Here is a 14,074-nt window from a genome sequence, read left to right on the forward strand (position 1 = left end):
CTAACTCGGTTTCTTCAAGTGGTTCATGTACCACGCTACCGCGGCGGGTATGCCCTGGACGATATCGTGCGTCGGCCTGTAGCCGAGCAGCTTCCGGGCTTTAGAAATATCGGCCTGGCTGTGGCGCACGTCGCCCGCACGGAAGTTCCGGTAGATCGGTGCGCCGGCCACGACGCCATGCGCGGCCAAGCTGCCGCGCAGCAGATCGAACAATGCATTGAGCGTGGTGCGGCCGCTCACCGCCACGTTGTAGACCTGGCTTCGTGCTTCCGGATCATCGGTCGTCGCCGCCAGCAGATTGGCTTGCACGGCATTCGCCACGTAGCAGAAGTCCCGGCTGCTTTCCCCGTCGCCATTGATGTAAACCGGCTCGCCGCGCGCCATCGCCGCGGTCCATCGGGGGATCACGGCGGCGTAGGCCCCTTCGGGATCCTGGCGTTTGCCGAAGACATTGAAGTAGCGCAGGCCCACGGCCTTGAATCCATAGCACCGGTCGAAGACTTCGGCGTACAGCTCGTTCACGTACTTCGTGATCGCGTAAGGACTCAAGGGTCTGCCGATGACGTCCTCCACCTTCGGCAGCGCCGGATGGTCGCCATAGGTGCTGCTGCTTGCAGCGTAGACGAAGCTCTTGACCTCGGCCTGCCGCGCGGCCTCCAGCATGTTGAGAAAGCCGGCGACATTGACGTCGTTGCTGACGACCGGATCAGCCAGGCTGCGAGGGACGCTGCCCAGCGCGGCCTGATGCAGAACATGGTCCACGCCCTCGCACGCGGCCCGGCAGACTGCCAAGTCACGGATGTCGCCTTCGAGAAGGCTGAAACCGGCCCACTGCTGCGGACGGACGGCTGCTCGCACATCCTCCAGGTTGCGCCTGTGGCCGGTCGCGAAGTTGTCCAAACCCACCACGCGCTGGCCGAGCTTCAACAGGGTCTCCAGCAAGTTGCTGCCGATGAAGCCGGCCACGCCGCTGACAAGCCAGGTCCGCGGCTCCCTCACCAGGCGCCCTTGAAGAATGTCGTACGCAGTGAGCGCGACAGCGTCGTTCGTCATGATCCTCGCGCCGCCTCAGAGTCGCCCGTCGGCAACGCCTGGAGGAAGGACGCCCTTCACGTCGAAAACGACAGCGCCGGGTTGCCCCAGGGCCCTGATGCCTTCGGCACCCAGTGCCACGAACTGACGGTGGCTCACGGCCAGCACGATGGCAGCGTACTGGCCCGCGCCAGGCATCTCGCGCAGGCAGCGCAGGCCGTACTCGTGCTCAGCTTCGGCCGCATCGATCCACGGATCGAACACATCGACCTGCGTCTTGTAGCGCTGCAATGTACGAACGATATCGATCACTTTCGAATTACGCAGATCGGGGCAGTTCTCCTTGAAACTCAACCCCAGCACCAGGATCCTGCTGTTCAATACCGGCAGCCCCTTCTGCAGCATGAGCTTGATCGCTTCATCCGCCACATGGGTGGCCATGTGGTCGTTGATGCGGCGGCCGGCCAGGATGACCTGCGGGTGATAGCCGACCTCTTCGGCCTTGTGTGTCAGGTAATACGGATCGACGCCGATGCAGTGCCCGCCGACCAGCCCCGGACGGAAAGGCAGGAAGTTCCACTTGGTGCCCGCGGCTTCCAGCACCTCGAGCGTGTCGATGCCGAGCCTGCGGAAAATAAGGCTGAGCTCGTTCATCAGCGCGATATTCAGGTCACGCTGGGTGTTTTCGATGACCTTGGCCGCTTCCGCGACCTTTATGCTGCTCGCCCTGTGCGTGCCCGCGACGACTATCTCGCTGTAGAGCCGGTCGACAAGATCCGCCACCTCCGGCGTGCTGCCACTGGTGATCTTCTTGATGGTCGACAGGCGACGCTCCTTGTCCCCGGGATTGATCCGCTCCGGGCTGTAACCGCAGAAGAAGTCCACATTGAATTTCTTGCCGGAGACCCGTTCGAGGACCGGCACGCAGATCTCTTCGGTCGCGCCCGGATAGACCGTCGACTCGTAGATGACGATCGCCCCGCGCCGGATGATGCGCCCCACCATCTCCGTCGCGGCGATCAGGGTACTCATGTCGGGCCGGTTCGCCAGGTCCACGGGCGTCGGCACGGTGACGATGAAGACGCGACACTCTGCGATGTCCTTGACGCAGCTGCTGAAGCGAAGCCGTTCGGCCTTCTGCAGCTCTTCGGTGCCGACCTCCAGCGTCGCATCCTTGCCGGACTGCAGGTCCGCAACGCGCGACGTATCGATGTCGAATCCCACCACCGCGCGCCGCTTGCCGAGCTCCACGGCAAGAGGAAGGCCCACATAGCCGAGGCCGACGATCGCGATTGCATCATCATCCGCGATCGGCGCATGCATCCAATCCGCAGCGCCACCATTGGCGGCCAAACATTCGCCGCCAGCAGCATCCATCATCACCCCATCTCGTAGATGGCTCTTCATTTGTTCATACCCTCCAGTAGGCTGCGTCACTCGCACAGGCGAAGATCACAACAAGTCAACACCGATAGTCGGCATAGCGATAGCCCCGGTATTTCGCTGCGCCATACCGTCGCTTGGTCACATCGAGATCGTTGAAGACGACACCCTTGACCTCCACACCGGCGGCCTGGAGGCGCTTGGCCGATTCCTTCAGGTCGCCCTGCGTGCTGACGTCCGCTCGCGCGACGAGGAACACAGCGCCAGCCAGAGGCGCGAGAATGGCGGTGTCGGCGGCCACCAGTACGGGCGGGGTATCGACAATGACAACGTCATAACGGCCACCAGCGGCCTGCCACAACAAGGCCGATGTCGAAGGCCTCATCAGTAGCTCCGCCGGATTCGGCGGCAACTGACCCGTCGAGAGAAAATCCACATTCGGGACAACGTCTCGATGCAGCGCATCCTCCAGCGCCACCTTCCCGTGGATCACATCGCTCAAACCTTTGCCGCGATCCAGGCCGAGATACTGGTTCAGGCGGCCCCTGCGAAGATCGCCGTCGACCAGAAGCACTTTCTTGTTGGCAGCCCCCAGCACCGCGGCGACGTTGGCGCTGATGAACGATTTGCCGACACCCGGCGTCGGCCCGCTGATCACGACCACTTTGGTGACAGCGTCCAACATCGCGAACTGAAGGGCCGTCCTGAAGCTGCGCAGGCTCTCCACGGCCCCGTCGTCCGGTACGTCGATTGCAAGGACGCCGCGCCCCTTGCCAGCAGATTTGCGCGCGAGCTTCATCTGTGCATCGGAATGCGGCACGGTGGCGAACACGTGCAACCCGATGCGCTCCTCGATGTCGGCGGGATCTCCGAGGCCTGAACGCAGGGCAGTTCGAGCAAAAGCCAGCGCAATGCCCGCCAGCAGACCCAGCATCGTGGCGAGAAGCACCGACAGCACGCGCATCGGCCTCGCAGGCTTTCTCGGCACGGCCGCCACATCCACAATGCGCACGTTGCCGACCTTGCCCTCTTTCACCAGCCGCAGCTGCTGCGCGCTATCCAGAAGCTTGACGTACAACTCGCTGTTGACTTTGACATCGCGCGTCAAACGCAACATCTCCTGCTCGACATCGGGAAGCGTCTTCACCCGACCGTTCAATGCGCTCAGCTCGCCGTTCAAGGCAACGATGCGCGCGTCGAGTGCGCGAACAAGGTGATGCTCGGGGGTATAGAGCGCGAGCAACTCCTTGCGCTTCTGTTGCAGCTCGATGAGGCTGGTCTGCAGCTTGACGCCTTGCTCCAGGATCAGCTTGCCTTCCGCATCCAGGTCGAAGGTGCTGTTGCGGTTGCGGAACTGGTTGAACCTCGTTTCGGAAGCCTCGAGCTGCTTGCGCAGCTCAGGCAGGAAGGCGCTCAGAAAACCGAGCGACTTCTCGGCCTCGGCTGCTTTGCGCTCGACGTTTTGCCGCACGTAGAGCGACCCGATCTCGTTGAGCACACGAGCGATCGCGCGGGGATCGCCACCTTGAAGACTGGCACGGATCACGCCGGATTGCTTCCCCTCCTCCGTGATCACGAGGTCTTTTTGCAGTTGCTCCACGACTTCGAGCTGTACGTTGCGCGTGATGTAGAACTCGGCACCAGGCTTGCCGATGGCAGCCTTGACGTGGAGAACGCCTGGTGCGCCATTCACGGAAAAATCCAGCGGGCGACCGATTTCCTGCACACCGAGACGCTCACCCCCTGGCAACAGCAACTCGTATCCTCCGGGGGTCAGCCTCACTCGGAAGCGCTCGCCTTCCAGGTCCGGCGGCACCTCGAAGCGATCGACGTTCAGCGTCTCGTTGCCGTTGATGTAGCCCGGCAACATCAGGAAGCCAGGATCGGAAGGCTCACTCGCAAGACGAGCCATCGCCCGACCGACGACTGGCAAGTACTTGGGCTGCAGGTCGATATCGAGCCCCAGGTTCTGTATCGCCTGCACAAGCACCAGGCGCGAGCGAAGAATCTGGATTTCGGCCGAAGCCGGAGATCGGATGTCGAACAAAGCGGAAGCCTCGCCGAGCAACGTTCCCGCCCCGCCCTTGCTTTCTTCCACTTGCACCATGGTGTCGGCTCGATAGACGGGTGTGGCGAGCAACGCGTAGCCGACCCCGACCACAATGCCGAATGCCGCGACGGCAGCAATGATCCAGCGGTTGTCGAGGATGACATCGAGCAGTTCAAGCAGGCCGACGCCGCCCCTGTCGCCTGCGAGGGGCGACGCGCCGGAAGAAGCGGACAAGGAAGAGTTCATTTCGAGATGAAAAGGAGAAGGCCGGGCAAGCGCTTCAGCTCAGTTGGCGAATTTGCCTGCTCCATGCATTGACGCCCGACGCGATCTCCACGAGTGCAGCCTCGTAGGCATGCCGGGATCCGCGATAGGGATCGGCGACATCGAACGCCCCCGCCTCACCCAGCCGGAACACCTTGCCCCGCATAAGTGGATATCTCCGTGAAAGCTCCGCCTTGTGCTTCTGCTCCATCACAAGAATGAGATCGGCTGCCCGGCACATGGCGCCCGTGACCTGCCGAGCGCGGTGGGCCGAGAGGTCCAGGTTCAGCGCTTCGACGAGTTCGGTCGCCATGGGGTCGGCAGGCCGCCCCAGCAACGCAGCCAACCCCGCGGACTCGAGCATTCCACCCGGAAACTCGCGCGCCAGCATCGCAGCAGCCAAGGGACTGCGACAGACGTTGCCCGTACACAGGACGAGGATGCGCTGCGTCATTTGAGGTTGTTGGCCACGTTGACTACCTGCGCGCTCGGCAGGATCAGGCTGATGACCCGGTTCCAGCGAACCAGAGACGCCGGATCGACATACACGACGTCGCGCGCTTTGAGTTCGAAGCCTTCCGCCAGCGCGTAGGCCACAGGGGAAGCGGCGTCGAGATGGAAGATCTCCGGCGAATCGCCCGCACCGGCGCGCACCACGTAGATCTGCTGGGGATTACCGCTGGCGCTGCTGACGCCGCCCGCCTCACCCAACGCCTGATTGAGCGTCAGGCGCCCGTTGCGAAGGGGTGGAGACACAGGCCGCGTGACCTCCCCCATCACATAGACCTTGGCATCCTCGCTGCTGAGCACACGCACCAGATCGCCAGGGGCCAGGAGTATCTGCGCGGGATTGACACCCTTCTCTGCGAGCCGCTGGAGATTGATGAGGGTTGTCACGCCCTCGCGCGAAACAAAAACAGCGGAGCGGTCGGCCTGCGCCGTGAACCCACCCGCACGGTTGATCGCCTCCGGCAGGGTCATCGGGATGTCGTTGACCGCCTGCAGGCCTGGCGTACGGACCTCGCCATCCACGTAGACTCGGCCGGCCCGATACGACTGAATGCGCACCGTCACCTTCGGTTCGCTGAAATACTTGGCAAGACGGCTGACCAGGCGATCACGCACCTCCGCCTCGGTGAGGCCCGCAACCTTGAAAGGCCCCACGTAGGGAAACTGAATCAGGCCATCGGCGCTGACGTTGTAGCCATTGCTCACGGGCGACCCAGTCACGGCATCGGTGGTGAGTGCACCGGCAGGTGCGAGAACCAGGTCGGGGTGATCCCATACCACGACGTTCAGGATGTCTCCGCTGCCGATCCGATAGGGCTGCGGCACACCGAACAAACGCTTGACCTCCGGACCCAATTCGCCCGCGTTGGCGGCACGCTGGCGGCGAATCAGTTCGGGCGTGATGCTCTGCAGCGCGCCCGGTGGCGGCGAATCTGCCGACACGCTGGCAGACTCGACCTTGCCGCCGAAATTTCCGCCTGGAGCGAACGTGCAGCCGCCCAGGACCGCCACCATGCATGCCAGTGCAGCATGTTGGAGAAGCGATCGGCGAGGGCTCATCGTCAGGGTCTGGAAGTCGTGGGCGCGTATGGTGCGAGGAAGCTCTCACCGGCAACGATTGACGCGACAATTCATCAGATACCGCGTCCTCACCAGGTGCTCTTTGCGTCACAGGTCACGGTTCGCACGCACCGTCTCGCACCGCGCCCTCATCCCAGCGTTTGCATCAGGCGCAAAAAAAGCGCAGGGTCGTCAGACCCTGCGCTTTTTCGAGGCGGTCAGAAGAATCGCGTCAGAAAGGAATGTCGTCGTCCATGTCGTCGAAGCCGGACGAAGACTTGGCCGGCGCCTGGCGCGGTGCCGGCGCAGGGGCGCGCGGCGCCGCGGCAGGCGGACGCGAGTAACCACCGCCACCGCCGCCACCGCCATAGCCGCCGTCGTCATCGCCCGACGGCGCACCCTGACCCTGGCGACTGCCCAGCATCTGCATCTGGTCGACGCGGATGTCGGTGGCGTACTTCTCGACCCCGTCCTTGTCGGTGTACTTGCGCGTGCGGATCTGGCCCTCGACGTAGATCTGCGAGCCCTTGCGCAAGTACTGCGCGGCGATCTCGGCGAGGCGTCCGTTGAACACCAGGCGATGCCACTCGGTGGCTTCGCGCATCTCGCCGCTTTGCTTGTCCTTCCAGCGGTCCGTGGTGGCCAGGGTCACGTTGCAGACCTGGTCCCCGCTCGGAAAAGTGCGGGTTTCGGGATCGCGCCCGAGGTTGCCGACGAGGATGACTTTGTTGACCGATGCCATGGATGCCCCTGAGGATGAATGGGTGGAAGACGGAAAACGGGACATTGTGCCGCATGCAAGCGGGTGTCATGCAGCCCCGCGCCCAGCCGCGGGGACGCCGCCGGGGATGTCGGACCGAAACCGGCCGCAGCCCCCCGAAATCCCCGCCGATTTATCATGTCCGGTTGTCCAGAAACGACCGTCCCGTGAACTCCCCCTCCATGGATAGCACCGGCGGCGCCTACCTCGATCACGACGAAGGCGCCTACCTAGGCGCGGCGCTCGCCCAGCAGCGCATCAGCATCCGCGGCGCACGCACGCACAACCTCAAGAACGTCGACCTTGACATTCCCCGTAACAAGCTGGTAGTGATCACCGGCCTGTCGGGCTCCGGCAAGTCCAGCCTGGCCTTCGACACGCTCTACGCCGAGGGGCAGCGCCGCTACGTCGAGAGCCTGTCGGCCTATGCGCGCCAGTTTTTGCAGCTGATGGACAAGCCCGACGTCGACATGATCGAGGGTCTCTCGCCCGCGATCAGCATCGAACAGAAGGCGACCAGCCACAATCCCCGCTCCACCGTGGGCACGGTGACCGAGATCCATGACTACCTGCGCCTGCTGTACGCACGCGCCGGCACGCCCTACTGCCCCGACCACGATCTGCCGCTGTCGGCACAGACCGTCTCGCAGATGGTGGACGCGGTCCTCGCCATCCCCGAGCAGCGCCGGGCCGCCCCGAGCAGCGAGGGCCCCCTCGGGGGACAGCGAGGACACGAGAGTGCCGAGCGTGGGGGCGAACAGCATCAGCCGCGCCTGATGATCCTGGCCCCGGTCGCACGCGAGAAGAAGGGCGAGTTCCTCGAACTCTTCGCCGAGATGCAGGCCCAGGGCTACGTGCGCTTCCGCGTCGACGGCCAGACCTACGAATACAACGCCCTGCCCAAGCTCAAGAAGACCGAGAAGCACGACATCGACGTGGTGATCGACCGGCTGCGCGCGCGCCCCGACATGCAGCAGCGCCTGGCCGAGAGCTTCGAGAACGCGCTGCGCCTGGCCGAGGGCCGGGCGATCGCGCTGGAGATGCACGAGGGCGGGGCGACGAAGGAACACCTGTTCAATGCCAAGTTCGCCTGCCCGATCTGCCACTACTCCCTGGCCGAGCTCGAACCGCGCCTCTTCTCCTTCAACTCGCCGGTCGGCGCCTGCCCCAGTTGCGACGGCCTGGGCCATCGCGAGTTCTTCGACCCCCAGCGCGTGGTCGCCTTCCCCTCGCTGAGCCTGGCCAGCGGCGCCATCAAGGGTTGGGACCGCCGCAACGGCTACTACTTCAGCATGCTGGAGAGCGTGGCCAAGCATTACAAGTTCAACGTCGACACGCCCTTCGAGGACCTGCCTGCCTCGGTCCAGCAGGCCGTGCTCTTCGGCTCGGCCGAGGAAGAGATCAAGTTCAGCTACACCATGGAAAGCGGCCAGCAGGCCGGCAAGAAGCTGGTGCGCAAGCACCCCTTCGAGGGTGTGATCCCGAACATGGCGCGGCGCTACCGCGAGACTGATTCGGCCATGGTGCGCGAGGACCTCTCGCGCTTCCGTAATTTGCAGCCCTGCCCCGACTGCGGCGGCACGCGCCTGCGCCGCGAGGCTCGCCACGTGTTCCTCACCGACGAGACGGACGGCAGTGCGCGCCGCATGGCGATCTACGAGATCAGCCGCGCGACGCTGCGCGAAAGCATGGCGTACTTCCAGGGATTGCACCTGCAGGGTGCGAAGGCCGAGATCGCCGACAAGGTGGTGCGCGAGATTGGCCTGCGGCTCAAGTTCCTCAACGACGTGGGCCTCAACTACCTGAGCCTCGACCGCAGTGCCGAGACCCTGTCGGGCGGCGAGGCCCAGCGCATCCGCCTGGCCTCGCAGATCGGCTCCGGCCTCACCGGCGTGATGTACGTGCTGGACGAGCCCAGCATCGGCCTGCACCAGCGCGACAACGACCGCCTGATCGGCACCCTCAAGCACCTGCGCGACATCGGCAACAGCGTGATCGTGGTCGAGCACGACGAGGACATGATCCATGCCGCCGACCACGTGATCGACATGGGGCCGGGCGCCGGCGTCCACGGCGGGCGGGTGATGGCGCAGGGCAGCTACGAGCAGGTCGCCGGCCATCCCGATTCGCTGACCGGGCAGTACCTCTCCGGCGCCAGGAAGATCGCGGTGCCGGCGCGCCGAACCCCTTGGCTGCCGGTCATGGCCAAGGACAAGCCGGCCGAGCCGAAGAAGGCCTCGCGCTTCCCCATGAGCCCCGCCGCCGAGCGGCGTGCCGCGCGCGAGGCCGCGCACCTGGCCACGCAGACCGACCTGCAGGAAATCCGCGTGGTCGGCGCCACCGGCAACAACCTCCGCAACGTGAGCGTCGCCTTCCCGGTCGGCCTCCTCACCTGCGTGACCGGCGTCTCGGGCTCCGGCAAGTCCACCCTGGTCAACGACACGCTCTACGCCGCCGTGGCGCGCACCCTCTACCGTGCCCACGAGGAGCCGGCCGCGCACGAAGCGGTGGAAGGCATCGAGTACTTCGACAAGGTCATCAACGTCGACCAGTCGCCCATCGGCCGCACGCCGCGCAGCAACCCGGCCACCTACACCGGCCTCTTCACCCCGATCCGCGAGCTGATGGCAGAGACCAACACCGCGCGCGAGCGCGGCTACGGCCCGGGCCGCTTCAGCTTCAACGTGGCCGGCGGACGCTGCGAGGCCTGCCAAGGCGACGGCGTGGTCAAGGTCGAGATGCACTTTCTCCCCGACGTCTACGTGCCCTGCGAGGTCTGCCAGGGTCAGCGCTACAACCGGGAAACGCTGGAGGTGCAGTACAAGGGTCGCAACATCGCGCAGATCCTGGACATGACGGTGGAGGTCGCCTACGAGTTCCTGAAGGCAGTGCCACCGATCGAGCGCAAGCTGCGCACGTTGCTGGACGTGGGCCTGTCCTACATCAAGCTGGGCCAGTCCGCGACCACGCTCTCCGGCGGCGAGGCGCAGCGCGTCAAGCTCGCGCTGGAGCTCAGCAAGCGCGATACCGGGCGCACGCTCTACATCCTCGACGAGCCGACCACCGGCTTGCACTTCGCCGACATCGAGCTCTTGCTCAAGGTCCTGCACCAGCTGCGCGACGCGGGCAACACCATCGTCGTGATCGAGCACAACCTCGACGTCATCAAGACCGCCGACTGGCTGATCGACATGGGGCCCGAGGGCGGCGCCGGCGGGGGAACGGTGGTGGGCGTGGGGACACCAGAGACGCTGGCCGCGAACGAGGCGAGCCACACGGGGCACTACCTCCAGCGGCTGCTGTAGATGGGCCGGACTGCGGCATCGCCATGACCTGCCAGGTCATCGACGCCGCACACCCGCTCTGGGACAGTGATGCCAAGCCGGAACCGCAGTGGTCCCGGCGGCAACCAGGCCGAACTTCGAAAGGCCAAGAAAGAGCATCATGACCTCCAGCTTCGACATCCTTCCCCTCGCCGTCGCGCTCCTGATCGGCATCGCCGCCGTGGGCTCCTGCATCGGCATCGGCATCGTCGGGTCGAAGCTGCTGGAAGGCACGGCGCGGCAGCCCGAGCTCAAGGACCAGCTGCAGACGCAGTTCTTCCTGATCGCGGGCGTGACCGACGGCGCCTTCATCATCGCCACCGGCATCGGTCTGTGGTTCGCGACGGCGAACCCCTTCCGCTGACGGCGCGGGCTCGGCGTGGGCGCCTGCACCCTGGGCGTGGCGCTGCTGCTGTGGCAAGAGTTCATCCATCTCGCGGGCCGTCCGGGCTATGTGGCGCTGGTGGCCGCCGCCACCTGGGCACTGAGCACGCAGCTGCTGCGGCACGCGCGCATCGAGCTCCCCACGCTCACGCTCTCGTTCTGTGTGACGGCGCTGACCGCGGTGGTGATGAGCCTGCTGTCCTTGCTGTTCGAGCGGCCGCAATGGCATGCGCAGGACAGCGTGGCGTGGCTTGCGATCGCCTACAACGCGGTGCTGATCTTCGGCTTCGCGCACGCCGTCTGGTTCTCCCTCGCGCGCGTCCTGCCGCCGGTGGCCTCGACCCTCAGCGTGATGCTGATCCCGGTGCTGGGCGTGTTCAGCGGCGCGCTCTGGCTGGGCGAGACGGTCTACTGGCAGGACTGGGCCGCCGTCGTGTCTGATGACGGTGGCCATCGCCTCGGTGCTGTGGCCCGCGCGCACCAGCGAGGCCGGGGTTCAGGCGGCCTCGAGCACCTGATCGCGGCGGCCGGCTAGGCTGCCCGCCAAGGCAGGCTTGCGTGCGACGGCTTCGCTGGCAAGCGCGTCGAAGAGCGCCGTGTCGCCCGCGCGGCGCGCGGCCTCCATCGCGGTCAGGAAGATCAGGCTGCGCTGCGCCTGGCTGCCGCCGAAGCCATGCGTCACCGGCAGCAGCGGCAGCAGCAGTTCGGCGCAGCGGGCGTAGGCGCCCGCACCGAAGGCCGTCACCGCCTCGCAGAGCGCGCCGGCCTCGCTCCACCAGGGCAGCGGCGCCACTGCCGGCACGGCGCCCATGCCCGCCCGCCCGCGCGCCGTCCTCGCCGTATCGCCCGCGCCGACGAAGGCCAGCATCGCATGGGTATCGTTGAAGACCGACCAGCCCCACGCGGCCTGCGCGTCCCAGCGCGCGGCCAGCGCCTCCCAGCGGCCCGCCACGTCCACGCCCCGCAGGTCCAGACGCCAAAGCAGCGCGCTGGCATCGACCAGGTCCAGTGCCATCGCGGCCGGCCCTGGCGCGATCGCCCGGTCGTACAGCGTGAGTGCCGCCTCCTCGTCGTGGTTCGACAGGTGCATCAGCGCCAGGTGCCAGTGGTTGTGCACAGCCAGCGCGTTGTTCTGCTGCCAGTGTTCGGTCTCTTCGGTCAGCCAGTGGATGCCTTCCGCCACGCGGCCCTGCATCTCGTAGACATGCGCCACCGCGTGCACTGCCCAGGTGTCGTGCGGGTCGAGCGCCACGGCGCGACGGCCCAGCGCCTCGGCGCGTGCGTACTCGTTGCACTCCTCCAGGCCGAAGGCATGCATGCCCAACAGGTAGCTGTAGCCGGCATCGCCCGGCTGCCAGTGGCAGAGCGCCCGGGCGATGCGGTCGCGCAGCATGGCCGAACGCCCCAGGACCAGATCCGCCATGTGGGTGAGCTGCAGCGCGAAGAGGTCGCGCGGGTGATCCACCAGGTGGCGGTCGAGCAGCTGATTGGCCTGCCCCATGTCGCCCTCGGCCCAGGGACGCAAGGCCGCCAGCAGCGACTGCTCGCGCGCTACCGGCCGGCGCCGGCTCGCGGCCGCGCTGTCCAGGCTCGCGCGCGCCGCCGGCAGCAGTTGGCCGTCGATACCGCTGAGGAACAGGCCGGCCATCATCAGGTGGCCGGCGATGAAGTCCGGGTCCTGCGCCAGCGCCGGCTCCAGCACCGCCACCGGATCCAGCTGCAGGCTATTGAAGAGCACCATCGCCTGCTCGTAGGCGGCCACGGAAGCTGGCTGGTCGGTGCTGAGCGCGTCGCCACGCGCGTCGTGCTGGATCATGGTGGACTCCTTGAATGAACGGCCCGACAAGCGTAAGTTCGCGCTTCCCGAAGTCCCGCAGCCATTCCCGCAACAAGCCTGACGATTCCGCCATATGACGCTCTCCCCCAGCCCCCCCACTTCGTGTGGTCCGCCGACCCGGCATCCCCCTTCCGGGGGCAACGCCAGCGGCCCGGCCAGGCCGGTTCCGCGGCGCTCCCCGGCCGACTGCGACTGAGATGGATGGCCGGCCGCTGATCGCCATCCTCGTGAGCCCCGAGACTTCGGCCTCGGTGGTCTACGGCATGTTCGACCTCTTCAAATGCGCGGGACGCGACTGGCCGATGGTGGTCGAGGGCCGGCCGGGGCCGGAACTGTTGCGGCCGGTGCTGGTGGCGCGGCAGGCCGGTCGCGTGTGTGCCGCCAACGGCGTGGAGATCGAGGCGCAGTGGGGCTTCGACACCGTGAGCGCTCCGGCGGTGGTCTGCGTGCCCGAGCTGATGATCGCGCCCTTCGCCCCGCTGGACGGCCTGTTCGTGAACGAGGCCGCCTGGATCAGGCGCTGCCATGCCGACGGCGCCCTGGTCGCCACCGCCTGCTCCGGCGCGATGCTGCTGGGCGAGGCCGGCCTGCTCGACGGCGAGGACGCGACCACGCACTGGGCCTTCTGCGAGGTGATGCAGCGCCGCTACCCGCTCGCGCGCGTGCGCCCGCAGCGCGCGCTGGTCACCAGCGGCGAGGGCCAGCGGCTGGTGATGGCCGGCGGCGGCAGCTCCTGGATGGACCTGGCGCTGTACCTGATCGCGCGCTGCGTGGGCATTGAGGCCGCGATGCAGGTGGCCAAGCTCAACCTGATCGACTGGCACCACGCGGGGCAGCAGCCCTTCGCGCGGGTGTCCTGCACGCGCCAGGTGGAAGACGCGGCCATCGGCCGCTGCCAGACCTGGATCGCCGACCACTACGACCACGCGGCGCCGGTGGCCGCGATGACGGAGCACAGCGGCCTCCCGGAACGCTCCTTCCAGCGCCGGTTCAAGCTCGCCACCGGCATGACGCCCCTCGAATACGTGCAGACGCTGCGCATTGAGGAGGCCAAGCACTTGCTCGAGACCACGGGAGCGCCGATCGAGGCGATCGCGGGGGAGGTGGGCTATGACGACGCGGCCTTCTTCAGCCGCCTGTTTCGCCGCGCGGTCAGCCTGAGCCCGGCGCAGTACCGGCGGCGCTTCGCGGGCATGCGCGCCTCGCTGGCCGGGCCGCGCTGAAGCGCGCCGGCCGATCCAGCCGTCCGCCCGCTTCTCCCACATGCGCCGATACCGGCTCAACGACACACGGCCGCTCTTTTTGGATACCTTCTGGTCTTCTTGATGGACCTCCTCGTGCCGGCCCTTCCCTGATGCCGGGGCTATGGTTGTGTGACAGCGGAAAAATCAAGCTTGCATCGCCTGGGCCAGGATGTCGAGGCCCTCTTCGAGCACGGCGTCCTCGATGGTCAGCGGGAACAGGAAGCGGAT

General features: G+C 66.3%; 10 protein-coding genes and 1 pseudogene. 4 read left to right on the forward strand and 7 right to left on the reverse strand.

Annotation, left to right across the window (positions count from 1 at the left end; genetic code table 11):
• The 6 genes from A8M77_RS26880 to ssb all read right to left on the reverse strand — a co-directional run bounded on the left by A8M77_RS26880 (nt 1) and on the right by ssb (nt 7,040).
• Entirely contained in the window at nt 1-1,053 is a 1,053-nt protein-coding gene (locus A8M77_RS26880) for an SDR family oxidoreductase (RefSeq protein WP_086924584.1), read from the reverse strand.
• Between the two features lie 15 nt (nt 1,054-1,068).
• Complete coding sequence (locus tag A8M77_RS26885; RefSeq protein WP_086924598.1) at nt 1,069-2,355, reverse strand: nucleotide sugar dehydrogenase; 1,287 nt, start codon at nt 2,353-2,355, stop codon at nt 1,069-1,071.
• 139 nt (nt 2,356-2,494) lie between these two features.
• Complete coding sequence (locus tag A8M77_RS26890; RefSeq protein WP_238136981.1) at nt 2,495-4,699, reverse strand: polysaccharide biosynthesis tyrosine autokinase; 2,205 nt, start codon at nt 4,697-4,699, stop codon at nt 2,495-2,497.
• A 46-nt stretch (nt 4,700-4,745) separates the two neighbouring features.
• Complete coding sequence (locus tag A8M77_RS26895) at nt 4,746-5,183, reverse strand: low molecular weight protein-tyrosine-phosphatase (protein WP_086924586.1); 438 nt, start codon at nt 5,181-5,183, stop codon at nt 4,746-4,748.
• Nucleotides 5,180-6,253, reverse strand: a complete 1,074-nt coding sequence (locus tag A8M77_RS26900) for a polysaccharide biosynthesis/export family protein (protein ID WP_238136982.1) — start codon at nt 6,251-6,253, stop codon at nt 5,180-5,182. The genes A8M77_RS26895 and A8M77_RS26900 overlap by 4 nt, the downstream gene beginning before the upstream one ends.
• Before the next feature lie 277 nt (nt 6,254-6,530).
• Complete coding sequence (gene ssb, locus A8M77_RS26905) at nt 6,531-7,040, reverse strand: single-stranded DNA-binding protein (protein ID WP_086924588.1); 510 nt, start codon at nt 7,038-7,040, stop codon at nt 6,531-6,533.
• Between the two features lie 200 nt (nt 7,041-7,240).
• Here ssb and A8M77_RS26910 point away from each other — a divergent pair, with 200 nt between their 5' ends.
• The 3 genes and pseudogenes from A8M77_RS26910 to A8M77_RS26920 form a co-directional block, all read left to right on the forward strand.
• Nucleotides 7,241-10,363 (forward strand): excinuclease ABC subunit UvrA, encoded by a 3,123-nt coding sequence (locus A8M77_RS26910; protein ID WP_086924589.1) that lies wholly within the window; start codon nt 7,241-7,243, stop codon nt 10,361-10,363.
• Nucleotides 10,364-10,502: 139 nt separating this feature from the next.
• The gene (gene atpE, locus A8M77_RS26915) at nt 10,503-10,745 is read left to right on the forward strand and encodes a F0F1 ATP synthase subunit C (protein WP_086924590.1); all 243 of its coding nucleotides are present in this window, start codon (nt 10,503-10,505) and stop codon (nt 10,743-10,745) included.
• A pseudogene (locus A8M77_RS26920) lies at nt 10,746-11,283 on the forward strand (DMT family transporter); the annotation flags it as partial. It lies immediately after the preceding gene.
• Here A8M77_RS26920 and A8M77_RS26925 read toward each other — a convergent pair.
• Complete coding sequence (locus tag A8M77_RS26925; RefSeq protein WP_086924591.1) at nt 11,262-12,581, reverse strand: tetratricopeptide repeat protein; 1,320 nt, start codon at nt 12,579-12,581, stop codon at nt 11,262-11,264. The pseudogene A8M77_RS26920 and the gene A8M77_RS26925 sit on opposite strands and share 22 nt — an antisense overlap.
• Nucleotides 12,582-12,799: 218 nt before the next feature.
• On the opposite strand from A8M77_RS26925, the gene A8M77_RS26930 reads away from it, so the two are divergent.
• Nucleotides 12,800-13,825, forward strand: a complete 1,026-nt coding sequence (locus A8M77_RS26930; protein ID WP_086924592.1) for a GlxA family transcriptional regulator — start codon at nt 12,800-12,802, stop codon at nt 13,823-13,825.
• Nucleotides 13,826-14,074: the final 249 nt, after the last annotated feature.

This window comes from Variovorax sp. JS1663, from assembly GCF_002157355.1.
Lineage (GTDB): Bacteria > Pseudomonadota > Gammaproteobacteria > Burkholderiales > Burkholderiaceae_C > Variovorax.

What these genes read in the sequence shown, in the direction of transcription:
- A8M77_RS26880 (WP_086924584.1), bottom strand. Translation starts at nt 1,053, where the DNA reads ATGACGAACGACGCTGTCGCGCTCACTGCGTACGACATTCTTCAAGGG.
- A8M77_RS26885 (WP_086924598.1), bottom strand. Translation starts at nt 2,355, where the DNA reads ATGCATGCGCCGATCGCGGATGATGATGCAATCGCGATCGTCGGCCTC.
- A8M77_RS26895 (WP_086924586.1), bottom strand. Translation starts at nt 5,183, where the DNA reads ATGACGCAGCGCATCCTCGTCCTGTGTACGGGCAACGTCTGTCGCAGT.
- A8M77_RS26900 (WP_238136982.1), bottom strand. Translation starts at nt 6,253, where the DNA reads ATGGTGGCGGTCCTGGGCGGCTGCACGTTCGCTCCAGGCGGAAATTTC.
- ssb (WP_086924588.1), bottom strand. Translation starts at nt 7,040, where the DNA reads ATGGCATCGGTCAACAAAGTCATCCTCGTCGGCAACCTCGGGCGCGAT.
- A8M77_RS26910 (WP_086924589.1), top strand. Translation starts at nt 7,241, where the DNA reads ATGGATAGCACCGGCGGCGCCTACCTCGATCACGACGAAGGCGCCTAC.
- atpE (WP_086924590.1), top strand. Translation starts at nt 10,503, where the DNA reads ATGACCTCCAGCTTCGACATCCTTCCCCTCGCCGTCGCGCTCCTGATC.
- A8M77_RS26925 (WP_086924591.1), bottom strand. Translation starts at nt 12,581, where the DNA reads ATGATCCAGCACGACGCGCGTGGCGACGCGCTCAGCACCGACCAGCCA.
- A8M77_RS26930 (WP_086924592.1), top strand. Translation starts at nt 12,800, where the DNA reads ATGGATGGCCGGCCGCTGATCGCCATCCTCGTGAGCCCCGAGACTTCG.